The sequence below is a fragment of the Nocardioides sp. IC4_145 genome (genome assembly GCF_011250565.1).
In the GTDB taxonomy this organism is placed as follows: Bacteria; Actinomycetota; Actinomycetes; order Propionibacteriales; family Nocardioidaceae; genus Nocardioides.
The window spans coordinates 1-18385 of the sequence record NZ_JAANMS010000067.1; the positions used below are offsets into that span (position 1 = coordinate 1).

Below are 18385 nucleotides of genomic sequence, written 5' to 3' on the forward strand. Positions count from 1 at the left end.
GGGCGGCGCGCTGTCGGCGACGCCGGTGCCGGTCACGACTCGCACGGCCGGTGCGTTCTTGACCGACTCCCGGGAGTGGAAGGCCAGGGTCCGCTGGGCGGAGGTCTCGAGCCGGAGCCCGAGCACGGAGCCCGGGGTGACCTCGGAGACGTCGAGGTCGATGACCTCGACGGTGCCGGCGACCAGCCGGTCGGACGAGCCGAGCGGCGCGCGCTTGGCGGGCTTGGTCCGCCAGCTCAGCGAGCCCTCCGCCCACGAGGTGTCGGTGCGGTGGACCGTCACGCCCGTCGGCGACGACGTGGTCGGACGGAGCCGGAGCTCGACGGAGCGCAGGCCCTCTCCGGCCGGGACCTGGGGGACGGTCACCTTCAGGAAGGCGTGCTGGCGCGTGGCCTTGCGACCGTCGACCCGGAGGCGGGCGGCCGAGCCGAGCTTCGCCGAGGCGGTGGACTTGCTGACATAGGTGTCAGCGGCGACGGGGACCTCGTAGGTGCCGGCCTCGGCCGGTGAGGTGACCGCGAGACCGCCGAGACCCACGGCGAGCGCCGTGGCCAGGAGCGTCTTCTTCACTGTGCTGCAACTTTCTTGTCGACTGCTCCACGCGGGGGGCACGTGGAGGTGCGCGGCCCTGCGCCGGCGGACGCGGTGGTCGTCCGGTGCGGGGCGGCGGCGTCGGAGCCCGGGATGGCTCCGTCGGGACCACACCCGCCGTGTGCGGGCGCGGCCCTGTGGCCGTCGGTCGCATCACCGACAGCCGGTCCTCGGGTGGTCCTCGAGCGTCACGAGACGCCCTCGCATCGGGAGGGGTGGTCCACCCGACGCGATCGCCGGAAACCTAACAGCGCAACTGTCGCGATCGGCCATCTAGACCGCTGAACCGGACGTGATGTTCTTCTCGCCGAGGTCTTGGTCACCCGGGCCCGGTCGGAGTGCGGGTCGTGACCGCTACCGGGTCGCGTCCGCGAGCTCGACGCCCGGGACGAAGGTGGCGACCATGAGCCGCGCGGCCCGGTTCGCCAGCTGGTCGGCGGTCAGGCCGAGCACCCGGCGGAGCACCTCCGCCTCGTCGGCGCCCTCCGCCGCGAAGGCGTCGAGCAGGGCCCACAGGGCGCCCTCGCCGAACGAGCGGGCGACGTGCTCGCAGACCCACCAGGACACGCCGTACGACACGACCGGCTCGTCGCCGGGGGCCGTGAACGACTCGCGGGTCGGCAGCCCGTCGATCCCCTCGACGGCGCGGCCGAGTGCCGCCTCGGCGACCACCCGGTCGGCGGGGTCGACGGCACGGACCGAGACGTACTCCGCGATGCCCTCGCTGAGCCAGACCGGTACGTCGTCGTCGCGCTCGCCGAGCGCGACGTGCACGAGCTCGTGGCGCACCAGCCGGTCGCGCTGCGGGCCGGCGCGCGTGAGCATCCGGGGGTGCAGCGCGAAGCGGGTCGCGACCGCGCCGGGCCGCCCCGGGCCGGCCGCGACCGGGAAGGCGACGCCGTCGAGCCGCTCGGGGTCGCCGCCGGGCAGCTCGTCGATGGTCTCGAGGAACGCCGTCGAGGACAGCGCGTAGACGACCACCGTGCGGCGCCAGTCCTGCGGCAGGACGGCCGAGACGTCGGCGATGCCACGCTCCACCGACGCGATCACCCCGGACGCGGCGGGAACGCTGTCGGCGTCGAAGACGCCCAGCACCCCCAGCCCGCCGCGCACCTCGACCGCGCCGAGGTCCCAGGGCTGGGGCCGCACGTCGTGCTCGGCCTCCCAGGCCGGGTCGGTGACCGAGGTGAGCCGCATCCGCCGGACGTTCCCCGGGACGGGCCGGAACCGGAACCGGTCGTGGGTGACGACCGGCTCGGCGTCGTAGCCGGCCAGCTGCATGGACTGCTCGACGACGACCCAGTAGCCGTCGCCGTCGCGCACGATGTTCTGCCGGTCGACGCCGTAGCGGAGCTCCGCGAGCGGCAGCTGCGCCAGGTTGTCGAACCAGGTCAGCTGCTGGGCCCGCACCCGCGGCGAGCGCCGGGCCAGCCCGGCGGCGAAGGTGCGCCGGTCCCCGCGGCGCACGGCCGCCGCGCGGCGGTCCAGCGCACGGCGTACCGCCACGACCACGTCGCCCGGCGCGGGCGCGACGGCCACCCGGGCGGCGCCGTCCGGGTCGTCGCCCCGGTCCAGGAGCGAGCACCCCGGCAGCAGGCAGACCAGCAGCGGGACCAGCAGGGCCGCGACCGCGCCCCGCGGGCTCCGGCGGAGTCGGTCAGACGGGGTGGTCGGCGTGGTCGGCATCGACGGGTAAACGACCTTCGTCGAGGGAGGTCATGTACTCGACGATGTCGAGGGCGAGGGCCTGCGGCGTGAGGCCGATGCGCTCGAGGATCGCGGCGCGCTTGGCGTGCTGGAGGAACTCCTGGGGGATCCCGCGCAGACGGACCGGGGTGGTCACGCCGGCCTCGACGAGGGTCTGCAGCAGCACCGACCCGCAGCCACCGACCACGCCGTTGTCCTCGACCGAGACGACGAGCCGGTGCTCGCGGGCGAGCTCGACGACCGCGGGGTCGACGGGCTTGACCCAGCGCGGGTCGACGACGGTGACGCCGATGCCCTGGGCGACGAGCCGGTCGGCGACGCCGAGCGCGACCTCGTTCATCGAGCCGACGGCCACGACCAGCACGTCCTTGGTGCCGTTGCGGACCAGCACGTCGGCGCCGCCGGCCTTGCCGACCGCCTCGACGTCCGCCGGCGGCGGGCCCTTGGGGAACCGGACCACGGTCGGGGCGTCCTCGACCTCGACGGCCTCGTTGAGCAGCTCGCGCAACCGGGCGGCGTCGCGGGGCGCGGCGAGCCGCAGGCCGGGCACGACCTGGAGCACCGACATGTCCCACATGCCGTTGTGGGACGCGCCGTCGTCGCCGGTCACGCCGGCGCGGTCGAGCACGAAGGTCACGCCGGTGCGGTGCAGCGCGCAGTCCATCAACACCTGGTCGAAGGCGCGGTTGAGGAACGTCGCGTAGACCGCGACCACCGGGTGCAGCCCACCCATCGCGAGCCCGGCGGCGGAGGTCGCGGCGTGCTGCTCGGCGATGCCGACGTCGAAGGTGCGCTCGGGGAAGCGCTTCTGGAAGTGGTCGAGCCCCACCGGGTGCATCATCGCCGCGGTGATCGCCACGACGTCCTTGCGGCGCTGGCCGATGTGGACGATCTCGTCGGAGAAGACGTCGGTCCAGATCCGGCCGCGGGCCTTCTCCTCGCCGGTCTCGATGTCGAAGGGCTGCGGCGAGTGGAACTGGTCCGCCTCGTGGCGCTCCGCCGCGTCGTACCCGAAGCCCTTGCGGGTCAGCGCGTGCACGATCACCGGCCCGCCGAACCGCTTGGCCCGCTCCAGCGCCGCCTCCATGGCGACGAGGTCGTGGCCGTCGACGGGACCGACGTACTTCAGGCCGAGGTCCTCGAAGAGGCCCTGCGGCGCGAGCGCGTCCTTGAGGCCCTTCTTCATCGCGTGGAGGGCGTCGTACGCCGCGGGGCCGACGCCGGGGACGGCGTTGAGGCGCTTCTTGACCAGGTCGAGGACCTGCTCGTAGCGCGGGTTGGTGCGCAGCGTGGTGAGGGCGTTCGCGAGGCCGCCGATGGTCGGGGTGTAGGAGCGGCCGTTGTCGTTGACGACGATGACCAGCCGGCTGTCCTTGGCGATCGCGATGTTGTTGAGCGCCTCCCAGGCCATGCCGCCGGTGAGTGCGCCGTCGCCGATGACCGCGACCGTGTGACGGTCCTCGCCGCGGATCGCGAACGCCTTGGCCAGGCCGTCGGCGTAGGACAGGGCGGTCGAGGCGTGGGAGTTCTCGACGATGTCGTGCTCGGACTCCGACTGGCTCGGGTAGCCCGACAGGCCGCCCTCCTTGCGCAGGCCGTCGAACTGGCCGCCGCGCCCGGTGAGGATCTTGTGGACGTAGGACTGGTGGCCGGTGTCGAGCACGATCCGGTCGCGCGGGCTGTCGAAGACGCGGTGCAGCGCGATGGTCAGCTCGACGACGCCGAGGTTGGGACCGAGGTGCCCGCCGATGCGCGAGCAGGTCTGCACGAGGAGGTCGCGGATCTCGGCGGCGAGGTCCTCGAGCTGGTCGGGCGCGAGGGCCTGGACGTCCCGCGGACCGGCGATCGAGTCGAGGAGCGACATGCTCCCGAGTCTAGGAGGTCACAGGTCGTGGACCGCGATCGCCGGCTCGTGCAGGCTGCCCATCCAGACCCGGCCGTCGTGCTCCCGGACGCCGGTCACCATGTGGTACCGATCGCCCGGCAGGTCGAGGTCGTGCACGAGCCGGCCCTCGTCGTCGTACGCCTGGACGCGGACGGTGCGGGCGGGCTGCGGCTGGAGCTTCTGCGGGATCCTCGTGACCAGCTTGCGCACCTTCAGCGGCGCGCCCTGGAGCCGCTCCACCACCGGGTCGCGCGGGCTGGCGATCGTCACCCAGATCAGGCCGTCGCTGCCGCGCGCGATGTTGTCGGGGTAGCCCGGGAGGTTCGAGCAGAGCAGGTCGCGCATGCCGGCGCGGTCACCGGTGAGCCAGCGTCGCACGACGGTCCGGCCGCCGGTCTCGGCGACGCACACGAAGTCCTCGTCCTTGCTCAGCGCGACGCCGTTGGCGAAGGCGAGCCCGTCGAGGACGACGGTCACCGTGCCGTCGGGGTCCATCCGCATCAGCCGGCCGGAGCGCGTGACCTGGATGAAGTCGTCCTTCCACCGCTCGATGCCGTAGTGCCGCGAGGAGTCGGAGAACCACACCGTGCCGTCGCTCGCGATCGCGGCGTTGTTGCAGAAGACCATCGGCTGACCGCCGACCCGGTCGGTGACGGTCTCGACGCCGCCGGTCGCCGTGTCGATCCGCAGCACGCCGCGCTTGGCGTCGCACACCAGCAGCCGACCGTCGGCGTCGATCTCGATGCCGAGCGGGCGGCCCCCGGTGTGGGCGACCCGGTCGACCTTGGCGCCGTCGTGCGAGACCCGGAAGACGCTGCCGTCCTCGGTGCCGGTGAACACGCAGCCCTCGTCGGGGCCGGAGGTGGCGACGACGACGTCCTCGGCGCCGTGGGCCGGGACGGGGGCGACGGTCAGGTCCGTGGTGCGCGCGGTGGTCATGGGGCCATCGTGCTGTACATCTCGCTGTCGAGGAACGCCGGGAGGGCGTCGGCCGCCGAGCCGGTCAGCTCGAGGGTCGGCACCCGCCCCGGGTCCACGAAGACGATCCGCCGGCCCTCCCCGCAGGTGATGTCGGCGTCGGTGAGGTCGACGGCGCCGACGTACACGTGCATCGAGCCGACGCCGTAGGACGCGTGCTCGGTCGCGATCTCGCGCCAGAACTGCAGCTCGCCGCGCTCGAGCCGGAGGCCGGTCTCCTCGGCCAGCTCGCGGTACGCCGCCTCCTCGAACCCCTCGCCGTCCTCCACGTGGCCGCCCGGCATCCCCCACGTCTCCGGGTCGATGACCGCGTGCTCGTCCCGCTCCTGCAGCAGCACCCATCCCCGGCGGTCGACGAGCAGCACGCAGGCGAATCTGGTCGGCTCACTCATGGACGCGAACCTAGCCGGGGGGCTCTCCCGGCTGGTCGAGGAGGCCGCCAGGCCCGTCTCGAGACCCGCCGAGAAACCGTCGGCGCTCAGCTGGTCTCGCCTCAGCCGGCGAGGAAGCTGAACCGCACCTGCCGCTCGTGGTTGTCGACGTTGAGGTCGACCAGGCAGATGCTCTGCCAGGTGCCGAGGGCGAGGGAGCCGTCGAGGACGGGGACGCTGGCGTACGGCGGCACGAGCGCCGGCATGACGTGGGAGCGGCCGTGGCCGGGGGTGCCGTGGCGGTGGCGCCAGCGGTCGTCGGCGGGGAGCAGGTCGCCGAGGGCGGCGAGCAGGTCGTCGTCGCTGCCGGAGCCGGTCTCGAGGATCGCCAGCCCGGCGGTGGCGTGCGGCACGAAGAGGTGCAGCAGGCCGTCGCCGCGACCGCTGACGTAGTCGGCGCAGTCGCGGGTCAGGTCCAGGACGGTGTCCTCCCCGCCGGTGCGGTAGTCCCTGGTCTCGGAGTCCATGAGCCTTCCGTGCCCGGCGGGTGCAGCGGCTACACCGTCGTGCCGGGGCCCTCCTCCGGCTCGACCCCGCCCTGCGGGTCGGGCACGCCGCCGGCGCAGGAGGCGAACGGCTCGGGCGCGCTGCGGCCGCCGCCGAGCTGCTCGACGAACAGCCCGAGCCGGGGGTCGTCCGCGCCGACGAGCCGCAGCTGGTGGCCCCAGACGGTGACGACGACCGGCGCGGGCAGGCCGGGGTACGGCGACAGGATCCCGTTGGCGGGCAGCTGCTCGGCCAGCGACGCGACGTCCTCGGCGGGCAGGTCCGGGTCGTAGGTGATCCAGACCGTGCCGTGCTCGAGGTCGTGCACGGCGTTCTCCTCGCGCACCGGCTCGTCGTAGACCCCGCACTCGAGCCACCGCGGGTGGTGCGGCCCGCCGGCGGGCGGCGTCTGGGGGTAGTCGACGTCGCCCTCGGTGTGGTCGGTGCTCAGGTCGGCGAAGACCTGCACCTCGTCGAGGTTCCGCTCCACCCGGGCGCTCTCGTCCGCGCGCAGCTGGCTCACCGCCACCGGCACGCCGATCGCCACCAGGAGGACCGCGCACGCGGCCAGCCCGGCGAGCACGAGCACGGTGAACCGGTCACGTTCTCGAGCCGGAGGTGACGGCGGAGCCGGAGGAGGTGACGGAGGAGGTGACGGAGGAGCCGGAGGGGGTGGCGTGGACGGAGGCGGAGGAAGCGGAGGCGGCGGTACGTCGCTCACGAATGCTCGAGCGCCCGCTCGACCCGCTCGACCTTGGCGGTCAGCTGGCCGTCGTACCCGGGCCGGATGTCGGCCTTGAGCACCAGGCCGACCCGCGGGGACACCTCGGCGACGACGTCGACGGCCTTCTTGACCACCGCCATGACCTCGTCCCACTCACCCTCGATGTTGGTGAACATCGCGTTGGTCTCGTTGGGCAGGCCGGACTCGCGAACCACCCGCACCGCGGCCGCGACCGCCTCGGAGACGCCGCCGGTCTCGTCACCGGTGGTCGGGCTGATGCTGAACGCCACGATCATGCGTCACACGGTAGTGGCCACCACCTCGGCCTCCGGCACGAGCGTCCGCAACCGGGCCAGACCGTCCCGCGCCTGACTTGACCGTGCCGACCGCGATCCCGAGCGCCTCGGCGGTCTGCCGCTCGGTGAGGTCCTCGTAGTAGCGCAGCACGATCACGGCGCGCTGCCGCGGCGGAAGCGCCGCCAGCGCCGCCCGCAGCAAGTCGCGGTCGTCCGCCTCTCCAGCCTTCCTCTCCTGCCTCGTCATTCCCTCCCACGCACCGAGCAACACCGATGGAGGGGTCGAGGACGAGAAAGACGGACGGCCCGCCACCCTCGAGGGGTGACGGGCCGTCCGGACGGTGCGAGAGCGGATCAGGCCCTGCGCAGGTTGCGCAGGACGTACTGCATGATGCCGCCGTTGCGGTAGTAGTTCGCCTCGCCGGGGGTGTCGATGCGGACGACCGCGTCGAACTCCACGTCGCCGGCCTTGACCTTGACGGTCTTGGGCGTGCGGCCCTCGTTGAGCTCGGTGATGCCGGTGATGGAGAACTCCTCCTCGCCGGTCAGGCCGAGGCTCTCGGCGGTCTGGCCCTCGGGGAACTGGAGCGGGATGACGCCCATGCCGATGAGGTTCGAGCGGTGGATGCGCTCGTAGGACTCGGCGATGACGGCCTTGACGCCCAGCAGCGAGGTGCCCTTGGCGGCCCAGTCGCGCGAGGAGCCGGAGCCGTACTCCTTGCCGGCCAGGACGACCAGCGGGGTGCCCGCGGCGATGTAGTTCTCCGAGGCCTCGAAGACCGAGGTCACCTCGCCACCGTTGGTGAAGTCGCGGGTGACGCCGCCCTCGGTGCCCGGCGCGAGCTGGTTGCGCAGGCGGATGTTGGCGAACGTGCCGCGGATCATGACCTCGTGGTTGCCGCGACGCGAGCCGTAGGAGTTGAAGTCCCGCTGCTCCACGCCGTGCTCGGCGAGGTACTTGCCGGCCGGCGAGTCCTTCTTGATCGCACCGGCCGGGCTGATGTGGTCGGTGGTGACCGAGTCGCCGAGCTTGAGGAGCACGCGGGCGCCCTCGATGTCGGTGACGGCCTCCGGCTCGTCGGGCATGCCGTCGAAGTACGGGGGCTTGCGGACGTAGGTCGACTCCGCGTCCCACTCGAAGGTGTCGCCCTCGGGGGTCGGCAGCGACTGCCACCGCTCGTCGCCGGCGAAGACGTCGGCGTAGGAGCTGTCGAACATGTCGGAGGTGATGGCCTCGCCGATGACCCGCTCGACCTCCTGGGGGGAGGGCCAGATGTCCTTCATGTAGACGTCGTTGCCGTCGGTGTCCTGGCCCAGCGGGTCGTTGAACAGGTCGACGTCCATCGAGCCGGCCAGCGCGTAGGCGACGACCAGCGGCGGGGACGCGAGGTAGTTCATCTTCACGTCGGGGTTGATCCGGCCCTCGAAGTTCCGGTTGCCCGAGAGCACCGAGACGACCGCGAGGTCCTTCTCGTTGACCGCGGCGGAGACCTCGGGGATGAGCGGGCCGGAGTTGCCGATGCAGGTGGTGCAGCCGTAGCCGACGAGGTTGAAGCCGAGCTTGTCGAGGTACGGCGTGAGGCCGGCGCGCTCGTAGTAGTCGGAGACGACCTGCGAGCCGGGCGCGAGCGTGGTCTTGACCCACGGCTTGCGCTGCAGGCCCTTCTCCACGGCCTTCTTCGCCAGCAGCGCGGCGCCGATCATGACCGAGGGGTTCGAGGTGTTGGTGCACGAAGTGATCGCGGCGATCGCGACGGCGCCGTGGTCGAGCTCGAACTCGGTGCCGTCCTCGAGGGTCACCCTGACCGGGTCCGACGGGCGACCGTCGGCGTTGGCCGCCGCGGAGTGCGAGTCGACCGGCTGGTCGGCGTCGTCGTGGCCGTCCCCGTTGCCGTTGGTGGCCGGCGGGTCGGAGGACGGGAAGGACTCGGCCGAGGCCTCGTCGGCGCCGGTGGTGACGCCGTACGGCTTCTCGTTCTGCGGCACGCCGGGCTTGCGGGCCTCGGTGCCGGTCTCGTCGTCGCTGACGTAGTCGGCCAGCGCGACGCGGAACGCCTCGCGGGCGTCGGAGAGCGCGACGCGGTCCTGCGGGCGCTTCGGGCCGGCGAGCGACGGGACGACCGTCGACAGGTCCAGCTCGAGCTTCTCGGAGTAGCGCGGCTCGGCGTCGGGGTCGTGCCACAGGCCCTGCGCCTTGGCGTACTCCTCGACGAGGCGGAGCTGCTCCTCGGGGCGACCGGTGAGCTTGAGGTACTCGACGGTCTGCTCGTCGATCGGGAAGACCGCGATGGTCGAGCCGAACTCCGGGCTCATGTTGCCGATCGTGGCGCGGTTGGCCAGCGGCAGCGCCGAGACGCCGGGGCCGTAGAACTCCACGAACTTCCCGACGACGCCGTGCTTGCGCAGCATCTCGGTGATGGTGAGCACCAGGTCGGTGGCCGTCGAGCCCTCGGGCAGGTCGCCGGAGAGCTTGAAGCCGACGACGCGCGGGATGAGCATCGAGACCGGCTGCCCGAGCATCGCGGCCTCGGCCTCGATGCCGCCGACGCCCCAGCCGACCACGCCGATGCCGTTGACCATCGTGGTGTGGGAGTCGGTGCCGACGCAGGTGTCGGGGTACGCCACGCCGTCGCGCACCATGACGGTGCGGGCGAGGTGCTCGATGTTGACCTGGTGCACGATGCCGGTGCCCGGGGGGACGACCTTGAAGTCGTCGAAGGCGCCCTGGCCCCAGCGCAGGAACTGGTAGCGCTCGCGGTTGCGCTCGTACTCGATCTCCACGTTCCGCTCGAACGCCTCCGGCGAGCCGAAGACGTCGGCGATGACGGAGTGGTCGATGACCATCTCGGCCGGCGCGAGCGGGTTGATCCGCGACGGGTCGCCGCCGAGCTCGGCCATCGCCTCGCGCATGGTGGCGAGGTCGACGACGCAGGGCACGCCGGTGAAGTCCTGCATGATCACGCGCGCCGGCGTGAACTGGATCTCCTTGTCGGGGTGCGCGTCGGCGTCCCACCCGGCGAGGGCCTTGATGTCGTCGGCGGTGATGTCCGCGCCGTCCTCGGTCCGCAGGAGGTTCTCCAGCAGGACCTTGAGGCTGAAGGGCAGCGTCTCGACGTCCAGGCCCTCCCCCGTCACCGCGTCGAGGCGGTAGATCTCGTAGGACTGTCCGTCCACGTCCAGGGTGCTCTTGGCACCGAAGCTGTCCTGACTGGCCACTGCCAACTCTCCTCGTGACGTCCGGTGGTGCTTGATCGATGGTGCGGTCGGCTCCTCGCCATCTTGCCGTTGCGCTGGTGGGCGACGGAAGGAAGGCAGTCCTAACCTGGCGACTCGGCTGACCGAACTCTCTTGATGTCAAGATACACGATGTCGAGGATCCACTCACGCCCGAGGAAGGCGCCCGCCGCCCGACCTGTGCGCGCTACGGTGACCCGCGAGCTCTGGTGGGGTCCGTCCGCCGGCCAGGTCCTCCCGGGAGTTGCCCATCATGACCACCGACGCCTGGATCACCCTCGCCGTGATCCTCGCCGTCCTCGTCCTGCTCGTGCGCGGCCGGGTCTCGCCCGCCGTCGTCGTCTTCGGCGGTGCCGTCGCGGTGCTGGTCCTGGGGGTGATCGACGCGGACGCGGCGTTCTCGGGGTTCTCCAACTCCGCGCCCATCACGGTCGCCGCTCTCTACGTGCTGGCTGCGGGCATCGAGAAGACCGGCGCCCTCACGCCGGTGATGCAGAGGACGCTCGGCGAGCGTGGCTCCTACCGGCTGCCCCTGCTCCGCACGGTCGTGCCGACCGCCGGCGCCTCAGCGTTCCTCAACAACACCCCCATCGTCGCGATGCTCATCCCGCAGGTGACGTCCTGGGCGAGCAGACGCGGGCGCTCGGTCTCCAAGCTGCTGATGCCCGTGTCGTTCGCAGCCGTGCTGGGCGGGCTCATCACCGTCATCGGTACGTCGACGAACCTCGTGGTGTCCGGCCAGATGGCGACCCTGGACCTTCGGCAGATCGGGTTCTTCGAGATCGGCAAGCTGGGCCTGCCCATCGCCGCGGTCGGCCTGGTCGCGATCGTCGCCCTGGCCCCCAGGGTCCTGCCCGACCGCCGTTCGGCTCGTGCCGAGATGGAGGAGGCGGGTCGGCGCTTCAGCGTCGAGATGATCGTGGAGCCCGGGGGTGCCATCGACGGGAAGACCGTCGAGGAGGCGAGCCTGCGCAACCTCTCCGGACTCTTCCTCGCCTCGGTGGACCGGGGCGACACGACGATCGCCCCGGTCCGACCGGAGACCGTGCTGCGCGGCGGCAACCGCCTGCACTTCGTCGGTCCGATCGACCGGGTCGTGGAGCTCCAGGAGATGCGCGGTCTGCGCTCGGCGGAGCTCGAGCACGTCCTCGACCTCGACGACCCCTCCGTGAGCTACTACGAGGCCGTCGTCGGGTCCCGTTCGCCCCTCGTCGGGACGAACCTGAGGGACGTCGGGTTCCGCTCCACCTACCAGGCGGCCGTGCTGGGCATCCACCGCGCGGGGCAGCTGCTCAAGGGGCGGATCGGCACCGAGACCATCCACGTGGGCGACACCCTGATCCTGGTGTCCGACCTCGGGTTCCGGGAGCGGTGGCGCGACCGCGCCGACTTCCTGCTGGTCGCGCCGCTGGACGGCACTCCCCCAGTGGCGACCTCCCGAGCCTGGGTCCCGGTCGCGCTGCTCCTGGCCGTGGTCGGGCTCGCCGCCACCGAGACCGTCCCCATCCTCGAGGGATCGCTGGTGGCCGCCATCCTCCTCGTGGCCTCCCGCGTCGTGTCCCCCCTGGAGGCACGGCGGGCGATCGACATCGAGGTCATCGTCGTCATCGCCTCCGCGTTCGGGCTGGCCGCCGCGATGCAGCAGTCCGGGCTGGCCGCCACCGTCGCCACCGGCCTGGTCGACACGTTCTCGGGCTTCGGCGACCGCGGGGTGCTGCTCGGCCTGGTGCTCGCCACCATCGTCCTCACCGAGCTGGTGACGAACAACGCGGCCGCGCTGTTGATGCTCCCCATCGCGGTCTCCGCCGCAGGCGCCACCGGGCTGGATCCCCGCGGCGCGGCCATCGCGGTCGCGGTGGCCGCCTCGGCATCGTTCCTGTCCCCGATCGGCTACCAGACCAACATGATGGTCTACGGCCCCGGTGGCTACCGGTTCACCGACTACGCCCGGCTCGGGTGGGTGCTGACCCTGACCGTCCTGGTCATGACCGTCACCCTGGTCCCGCTCATCTGGACCGCCTGATCTGGACGACCCGGCCGCCGTGCCGGCCGGATCACGACCGGCGGCCTGGACACCGCGGGCAGGTCGCCGGTCCCCCGGCCCACCCTCGCCCTTGCAGCAGACGACCGACGGCCACGGCCGTGGCGCACGCCTCGCCCAGGACCTGGCGGTGCCCGAGCCGCACGGTCGTGCGCCCGTCCGTCACCACCGCCGTCAGGTCACGGGCCAGGTCGCGGTCGCGGGCAGCGGGCGTGTCGTGGAACGCCCGGCCGGCGAGCTCCACGTAGGTGCCGAAGTCGTCGTAGGAGACGTCCCGGAGGACGGTCCGGCCGTCCACGCTCCCCCGTGCCTGCCGGCGCCCGACCGGCAGACCGTGTGCGCGCTCGACGTCGCGCAGGTACGCGCGCTCGAGCACGGAGGCGGCCCCGGTCGCCAGGTCCGCGACCAGCTCGACCAGGAGCGCCCTGCGGCGCAGCCGGCGCCGCGCCGTGATGGCTGCCGCCAGGTCCGCCGTGACCACCTCGCGGGTGTGCAGCACGTCGGCGAGCACCCTGTACGCCGCGTGCTCGTCCGCTGCGAGGTCGGCGAGCTCCACGGCGGCGTTGGCGACACTGATCCGCGGAGGCGCCGAGCCGGGTGCGATCCGGTCGGCCAGGTGAGCGGTGCGGTGGACGGTGACGCCCTCGAGCCGGGAGACCGTGCGGCGCACGTCGACCGCGACCTGCATCGGTGCCCGCTCGGGCGGCTTCGGCAGCGCGGACTCGCGGGCCAGCACGCTACCCGTGGCCAGGACGGCGGCCCAGGCGCGTTGCTGCCAGGTGGGCGGACCGGTGTGCTGCACGAACACGCCGGGATGCACCACGCTGAGCTCCCGCCGACGCAGCATCCGGCGTACGTCGTGGGGCCGGAAGCCGAGCGAGCCGAGCTGCGCTCGGGACACGACCCCGTCCTGTACGTAGGTCGTCAGGTGGCGCAGACCCGCGGCGTCCGGGGGTCGCGGCGTGTCGTCGGGTGGCACGGCACGAGCCTGCCCGCCGCCGCCGGTGCCTCACCGAGACGATCGCGGCCTGTGGAGAAGGCTGACGGTCGTGGATCGCGGTCACCAGGTGGCACCGATCCGCGAGCGGGTGTCAGTCGCTCACCTCGCGCTCGAGCAGCGCGACGCACTCCACGTGGTGGGTCATCGGGAACAGGTCGAAGGCGCGCAGGGCGCTCAGCCGGTAACCGTGCTCGGCGAAGACCGACACGTCGCGCGCCAGCGCCGCCGGGTCGCACGCGACGTACGCCACGGCGCGCGGCGTGCGGGCGACGACCTGCTCGACGACCGGGCGCCGGGCGCCCTCGCGCGGCGGGTCGAGCACGACGAGGTCCCAGTGCCCGTCGTACGCCGCCGCGAGCACCTCGTCGACGCCTCCGGCGGTGACCTCGGCCCCGGGGCAGTTGGTCGCGGCGTGGCCGGCCGCGGTCGGGTCGCCCTCGACCGCGCCGACCCGGCCGGTGTCCCCCACGGCCTCGGCGAGGAACCGGGCGAACAGCCCCACTCCTGCGTACAGGTCCAGCACGGACTCCCCCGGCTGCGGGCGCAGCACCTCGAGGACCGTCTCGACGAGGGTCCGCGGCGCGCCGGGGTGCACCTGCCAGAACCCGTCGGCGGCGACGGCGTACCCGTGGGTGGCGCCGGCCGCGGTGACCTGCTCGGTCACCGTGCCGGGCCGCGGCTCGCGGGCGTCGGGGTGCGCGATGCGGCAGTCGTCGATGACGACGACCTCGCGGGAGCGGTGCTTGCGCAGGCCGCGCTGGCCGTCGGGGAGGCGGACGTACTGCTGCCGGGTGCGCCAGCGCAGGCCGGCGAGCTGCTCGGGCAGGTCGCCCTCGACCGCCTCGACGGTGACGTCGACGTCGAGGCCGGCCAGGCGGCGCAGCTGCTCGGCGACGACGTCGGCCTTCAGCGCCCGCTGGCGGCCGAGGTCGACGTGCTGGAAGTCGCAGCCGCCGCAGCGGCCCGGCCGGGCGTAGGGGCAGGGCGGCTCGACCCGGTCCGGCGACGCCTCGTGCACCTCGACGACGTCGCCGCGCCAGAAGCGGTCGCCCTCGGTGCCCTCGGTCAGCTCCAGGACGACGCGCTCGCCGGGGATCCCGTGGCGGGCGAAGACCACGCGCGTCTCGTCCGAGGCGCCGGTCGGGTCGGTCGAGACGCGGACGATGCAGTGGCCGCCGTGGGCGACCGGGCCGACGACGGCCTCGTAGCGCCGGCCGACGACCGAGGCCCCGCGGGCCTGCCGCTGGCGCGGCGCGGGCCTCCCCCGCCGCTGCGGCGGGCGCGGGGTCACCGCTTGACCTGGCGGTCGTCGGGGCGGCGCTCGACCTGGCCGCGGCGCAGGTCGCCCGGGCGGACCCGGGTGGCCTCGCGGCGGACACGTTCACGGGCGATCTCGGAGGACCTCAGCTGGTAGGGCACGGAGGTCACCATGACACCCGGGGTGAACAGCAGCCGACCCTTGAGGCGCAGCGCGGTCTGGTTGTGGAGCAGCTGCTCCCACCAGCGGCCCACGACGTACTCCGGGATGTAGACCGCGACGACGCCTCGCGGGTTGGCCTTGCGGATCTCGGTGGCGTACTCGACGACCGGCCGCACCAGCTCGCGGTAGGGCGAGTGGAGGACCTTGAGCGGCACGTCGATGCGGCGCTCGTCCCACTCGGCGAGCAGGCGCGCGGTGGTGTCGGTGCCGTCGTCGACGTAGACGCCCTCGAGCACGTTGGGCCGCGTGGCCTTGGCGAACGCGAGCGCCCGCAGCGTGGGCTTGTGCAGCTTGGAGACCAGCACGATCGCGTGGACGCGGGTCGGCAGCGCCTTGTCCTCCTCGTCGGCGGCCAGCTCCTCGGCGACCCGGTCGTAGTGCTGCCGGATGCTCCTCATGAGCAGGAAGAAGAAGCCCATCGCGAGCACGGTGATCCACGCCCCGGCGAGGAACTTGGTCAGCAGGATGATCACCAGCACCACGGCGGTGAAGGTCAGGCCGACGGCGTTGATCGCGCGCGAGCGCACCATGCGCCGCCGCTCCGCCGGGTCGCGCTCGGTCTGCAGGGCGCGCGTCCAGTGCCGGATCATGCCGAGCTGGCTGAGGTTGAAGGAGACGAAGACGCCGACGATGTAGAGCTGGATCAGCTTGGTGGTCTCGGCGTCGAAGGCGTAGATGAGGGCGATCGCCATCACCGCGAGGAAGACGATGCCGTTGCTGTACGCCAGCCGGTCGCCGCGGGAGCCCAGGGCGCGGGGGGCGAGGCCGTCCTTGGCGAGGATCGAGCCGAGCACCGGGAAGCCGTTGAACGCGGTGTTGGCGGCGAGCACCAGGATGATGCCGGTGACGGTCACGACGACGTAGAACGCCGGGCTGAACTCCTGGAAGACCGCCCGGGCGATCTGGGCGATCACCGCGTGCTGCTCGTAGTCGGCGCCGACCGGTTCGCCGTCGCGGGTCAGCCGGTGCAGGTCGTGCGGGTCGACGTACCGGATGCCCATCTGCCGGGCCAGCACGATGACGCTGACCATCATCGTGATCGCGATCATCCCGAGCAGCAGCAGCGTGGTGGCGGCGTTCCTGCTCTTGGGGCGGCGGAACGCGGGCACGCCGTTGGAGATCGCCTCGACGCCGGTGAGCGCCGCGCAGCCGGACGAGAACGCCCGCGCCAGCAGGATCAGCAGGCCGATCGTGGTGAGCGGTTCCTCCAGCCCCGGCTCCGGGGTGATCTCCAGCCCGGCGGACTCCACCGCGGGCAGGTCGCCCAGCGCCAGCCGCACCAGGCCGAAGGCGCACATGCCGATGATCGCGACCATGAAGGCGTAGGTGGGGACGGCGAAGAACCGTCCGGACTCCCGGATGCCGCGCAGGTTCATCGCCATCAGGCCGAGGACCGCGACCGCCGCCACGGTCGGCTCGTGCCCGACGAGCGCCGGGATCGCCGCGGCGGCGTACTGCGCGCCCGAGGAGATCGACACCGCCACCGTCAGCACGTAGTCGACGAGCAGCGCGCTGCCCACCGTCATGCCGGCGGTGCGCCCGAGGTTGACGGTCGCGACCTCGTAGTCACCGCCGCCCGAGGGGTAGGCGTGGACGGTCTGGCGGTACGACGCCACGACGACCGCCATGACCAGCGCGACCGCGAGCGCGACCTTCCACGACCAGACGTACGCCGACGCGCCCGCCAGCGACAGCATGATGAACACCTCGTCGGGCGCGTAGGCGACCGACGACAGCGCGTCGCTGGCGAAGACCGGCAGCGCGATGCGCTTCGGCAGGAGCGTCTCCCCGAGCTGGGAGCTCCTCAGCTTGCGTCCCAGCAGGATCCGCTTGGAGACGTCCCCGACACTCACGAGCCGGAACGGTACTCGTCCGGAGCCCCACCCGAGGCTTCGCGGACGAAGCGGCGTCCGGCGCGGGTACGGTTCCCCCGTGCACGTCGTGATCATGGGCTGCGGCCGAGTCGGCTCGACCCTCGCCCGCAGCCTCGAGGACCGCAACCACACGGTGTCGGTCATCGACAGCGAGCCGGACGCCTTCCGCCGCCTGGGTCCCGGCTTCAACGGCGACAAGGTCGCCGGCGTGGGCTTCGACCAGGAGGTCCTGGAGAAGGCCGGCATCCGCCGCGCGGACGCCTTCGCCGCCGTCTCCTCGGGCGACAACTCCAACATCATCGCCGCGCGCGTCGCGCGCGAGACGTTCGGGATCCAGCAGGTCGTCGCCCGGATCTACGACCCCGGCCGCGCCGAGGTCTACCAGCGCCTCGGCATCACCACCGTCGCGACGGTGAAGTGGACCGCCGACCAGGTGCTGCGCCGGCTGCTGCCGGCGGGCGCGGAGCCGGACTTCCGCGACCCCTCCGGCACGATCCGGGTCGACCACGTGCCCGTGCCCGAGGTGTGGGTGGGCCACCGGACCGTCCACTTCCAGGAGCAGACCGGCAGCCGCATCGCGTGGATCGACCGGCTCGGCGAGGGCATGCTGCCCAAGCGCGAGACCGTCATCCAGGAGGGCGACCTGATCCACCTGGTCGTCCGCGAGGAGAACGCCGACCACGCCATGTCCGTCATCAAGCGCGGACCGCAGGAGGACTGACGTGCGCGTCGCCATCGCCGGAGCGGGAGCCGTCGGCCGCTCGATCGCCCGTGAGCTCATCCACAACGGCCACGAGGTCCTCCTCATCGACAAGAACCCGGACTCCATCCGCCCCGAGCGGGTGCCGGACGCCGAGTGGCTGCTGGCCGACTCCTGCGAGCTCTCCTCGCTCGAGGAGGCGCAGATGGACCGCTGCGACGTGGTCATCGCCGCGACCGGTGACGACAAGGTCAACCTGGTCACCTCGCTGCTGGCCAAGACCGAGTTCGGCGTGCCGCGCACGGTCGGCCGGGTCAACCACCCCAACAACGAGTGGCTCTTCACCGAGGCCTGGGGCGTCGACGTCAACGTCTCGACCCCGCGGATCATGTCCGCGCTCGTCGAGGAGGCGGTCACGGTCGGCGACCTGGTGCGGCTGTTCACCTTCCGCCAGGGCGGCGCCAACCTGGTCGAGATGACGCTGCCGGCCGACTCGCCGTACGTCGGCAAGCCGAGCGGTCTCATCCCGCTGCCGGAGAACTGCGCGCTGGTGACGATCCTGCGCGACGGCCAGGTCTACGTGCCGAGCGCCGAGCAGCCGGTCGAGTCCGGCGACGAGCTGCTCTTCGTCGTCCCGGCCGAGGTCGAGGACGCCCTCGAGCGGCTGCTGGCCCCCTCGGCCCACGGGGGCTGACCGCCCGTCCGGGACGCCAGTGCCTCGGGTCGGCCGAGAACTACACAGTTGTAGTTGTCCGCGGTCGCTTGCGTGTGACTGGTGTGACTGATGTGATTCCTGGGTCGCGGCGCTCCGGACCGCGCAGCAGGAGGCAGGTCCATGGGTTCCGCACGCAGTTCCGACGGGCGCCGGCGTACGTCGGTGCTCGCCCGCTCGGTCGTGGCCGGCATCGCCGCCACGGTCCTCGGCGCCACAGCCACCGTCCCCGCCGGCGCCGAGGAC

The 18385-nt window shown here is 72.6% G+C and carries 16 protein-coding genes; 3 read left to right on the forward strand and 13 right to left on the reverse strand.

Translation table 11 applies throughout. The annotated features are described in order from the left end of the window. The 10 genes from G6553_RS19690 to G6553_RS19735 form a co-directional block, all read right to left on the reverse strand. A partial coding sequence (locus tag G6553_RS19690; protein ID WP_166196675.1) for a DNRLRE domain-containing protein occupies positions 1-570 on the reverse strand: 570 nt, incomplete at its 3' end. A gap of 375 nt (positions 571-945) precedes the next feature. Further along, complete coding sequence (locus G6553_RS19695; RefSeq protein WP_166196677.1) at positions 946-2277, reverse strand: hypothetical protein; 1332 nt, start codon at positions 2275-2277, stop codon at positions 946-948. After that, positions 2249-4162: a 1-deoxy-D-xylulose-5-phosphate synthase gene (gene dxs / locus G6553_RS19700; RefSeq protein ID WP_166196679.1), complete on the reverse strand. Its 1914-nt coding sequence runs from the start codon at positions 4160-4162 to the stop codon at positions 2249-2251. The genes G6553_RS19695 and dxs overlap by 29 nt, the downstream gene beginning before the upstream one ends. A gap of 18 nt (positions 4163-4180) precedes the next feature. Further along, on the reverse strand, positions 4181-5122 hold the full coding sequence (locus G6553_RS19705; protein WP_166196681.1) for an SMP-30/gluconolactonase/LRE family protein: 942 nt from the start codon (positions 5120-5122) through the stop codon (positions 4181-4183). Further along, positions 5119-5553, reverse strand: coding sequence for an NUDIX hydrolase (locus G6553_RS19710; protein ID WP_166196683.1), 435 nt, complete (start codon positions 5551-5553; stop codon positions 5119-5121). The genes G6553_RS19705 and G6553_RS19710 overlap by 4 nt, the downstream gene beginning before the upstream one ends. 101 nt (positions 5554-5654) lie before the next feature. Next, entirely contained in the window at positions 5655-6059 is a 405-nt protein-coding gene (locus G6553_RS19715) for a YjbQ family protein (protein WP_166196685.1), read from the reverse strand. A 29-nt stretch (positions 6060-6088) separates the two neighbouring features. Then, positions 6089-6667, reverse strand: coding sequence for a DUF3105 domain-containing protein (locus G6553_RS19720; RefSeq protein WP_166196687.1), 579 nt, complete (start codon positions 6665-6667; stop codon positions 6089-6091). Positions 6668-6795: 128 nt separating this feature from the next. Beyond that, positions 6796-7098, reverse strand: a complete 303-nt coding sequence (locus G6553_RS19725; RefSeq protein ID WP_166196689.1) for a thiamine-binding protein — start codon at positions 7096-7098, stop codon at positions 6796-6798. After that, positions 7061-7345 (reverse strand): sigma-70 family RNA polymerase sigma factor, encoded by a 285-nt coding sequence (locus G6553_RS19730; RefSeq protein WP_166196691.1) that lies wholly within the window; start codon positions 7343-7345, stop codon positions 7061-7063. Before G6553_RS19730 ends, G6553_RS19725 begins: the two co-directional genes overlap by 38 nt. Before the next feature lie 107 nt (positions 7346-7452). Then, positions 7453-10314: an aconitate hydratase gene (locus G6553_RS19735; RefSeq protein WP_347565820.1), complete on the reverse strand. Its 2862-nt coding sequence runs from the start codon at positions 10312-10314 to the stop codon at positions 7453-7455. A 271-nt stretch (positions 10315-10585) separates the two neighbouring features. On the opposite strand from G6553_RS19735, the gene G6553_RS19740 reads away from it, so the two are divergent. Beyond that, positions 10586-12355, forward strand: coding sequence for an SLC13 family permease (locus tag G6553_RS19740; RefSeq protein WP_166196694.1), 1770 nt, complete (start codon positions 10586-10588; stop codon positions 12353-12355). Positions 12356-12386: 31 nt separating this feature from the next. Here the strand turns inward: G6553_RS19740 and G6553_RS19745 are convergent, their stop codons facing one another. The 3 genes from G6553_RS19745 to G6553_RS19755 all read right to left on the reverse strand — a co-directional run bounded on the left by G6553_RS19745 (position 12387) and on the right by G6553_RS19755 (position 16706). Continuing rightward, positions 12387-13274, reverse strand: a complete 888-nt coding sequence (locus G6553_RS19745; RefSeq protein WP_166196696.1) for a hypothetical protein — start codon at positions 13272-13274, stop codon at positions 12387-12389. Between the two features lie 190 nt (positions 13275-13464). Then, positions 13465-14664, reverse strand: coding sequence for a class I SAM-dependent RNA methyltransferase (locus G6553_RS19750; RefSeq protein ID WP_166196698.1), 1200 nt, complete (start codon positions 14662-14664; stop codon positions 13465-13467). Continuing rightward, entirely contained in the window at positions 14661-16706 is a 2046-nt protein-coding gene (locus tag G6553_RS19755) for an APC family permease (protein ID WP_347565821.1), read from the reverse strand. The genes G6553_RS19750 and G6553_RS19755 overlap by 4 nt, the downstream gene beginning before the upstream one ends. A gap of 79 nt (positions 16707-16785) precedes the next feature. Here G6553_RS19755 and G6553_RS19760 point away from each other — a divergent pair, with 79 nt between their 5' ends. Both G6553_RS19760 and G6553_RS19765 read left to right on the forward strand, forming a co-directional pair. Continuing rightward, a complete protein-coding gene (locus G6553_RS19760; RefSeq protein WP_166196702.1) occupies positions 16786-17448 on the forward strand; it encodes a TrkA family potassium uptake protein in 663 nt (220 codons plus the stop codon). A 1-nt stretch (position 17449) separates the two neighbouring features. Continuing rightward, a complete protein-coding gene (locus G6553_RS19765) occupies positions 17450-18121 on the forward strand; it encodes a TrkA family potassium uptake protein (RefSeq protein ID WP_166196704.1) in 672 nt (223 codons plus the stop codon). Positions 18122-18385: the final 264 nt, after the last annotated feature.

What these genes read in the sequence shown, in the direction of transcription:
- G6553_RS19710 (WP_166196683.1), bottom strand. Translation starts at nt 5,553, where the DNA reads ATGAGTGAGCCGACCAGATTCGCCTGCGTGCTGCTCGTCGACCGCCGG.
- G6553_RS19715 (WP_166196685.1), bottom strand. Translation starts at nt 6,059, where the DNA reads ATGGACTCCGAGACCAGGGACTACCGCACCGGCGGGGAGGACACCGTC.
- G6553_RS19730 (WP_166196691.1), bottom strand. Translation starts at nt 7,345, where the DNA reads ATGACGAGGCAGGAGAGGAAGGCTGGAGAGGCGGACGACCGCGACTTG.
- G6553_RS19695 (WP_166196677.1), bottom strand. Translation starts at nt 2,277, where the DNA reads ATGCCGACCACGCCGACCACCCCGTCTGACCGACTCCGCCGGAGCCCG.
- G6553_RS19740 (WP_166196694.1), top strand. Translation starts at nt 10,586, where the DNA reads ATGACCACCGACGCCTGGATCACCCTCGCCGTGATCCTCGCCGTCCTC.
- G6553_RS19725 (WP_166196689.1), bottom strand. Translation starts at nt 7,098, where the DNA reads ATGATCGTGGCGTTCAGCATCAGCCCGACCACCGGTGACGAGACCGGC.
- G6553_RS19705 (WP_166196681.1), bottom strand. Translation starts at nt 5,122, where the DNA reads ATGACCACCGCGCGCACCACGGACCTGACCGTCGCCCCCGTCCCGGCC.
- dxs (WP_166196679.1), bottom strand. Translation starts at nt 4,162, where the DNA reads ATGTCGCTCCTCGACTCGATCGCCGGTCCGCGGGACGTCCAGGCCCTC.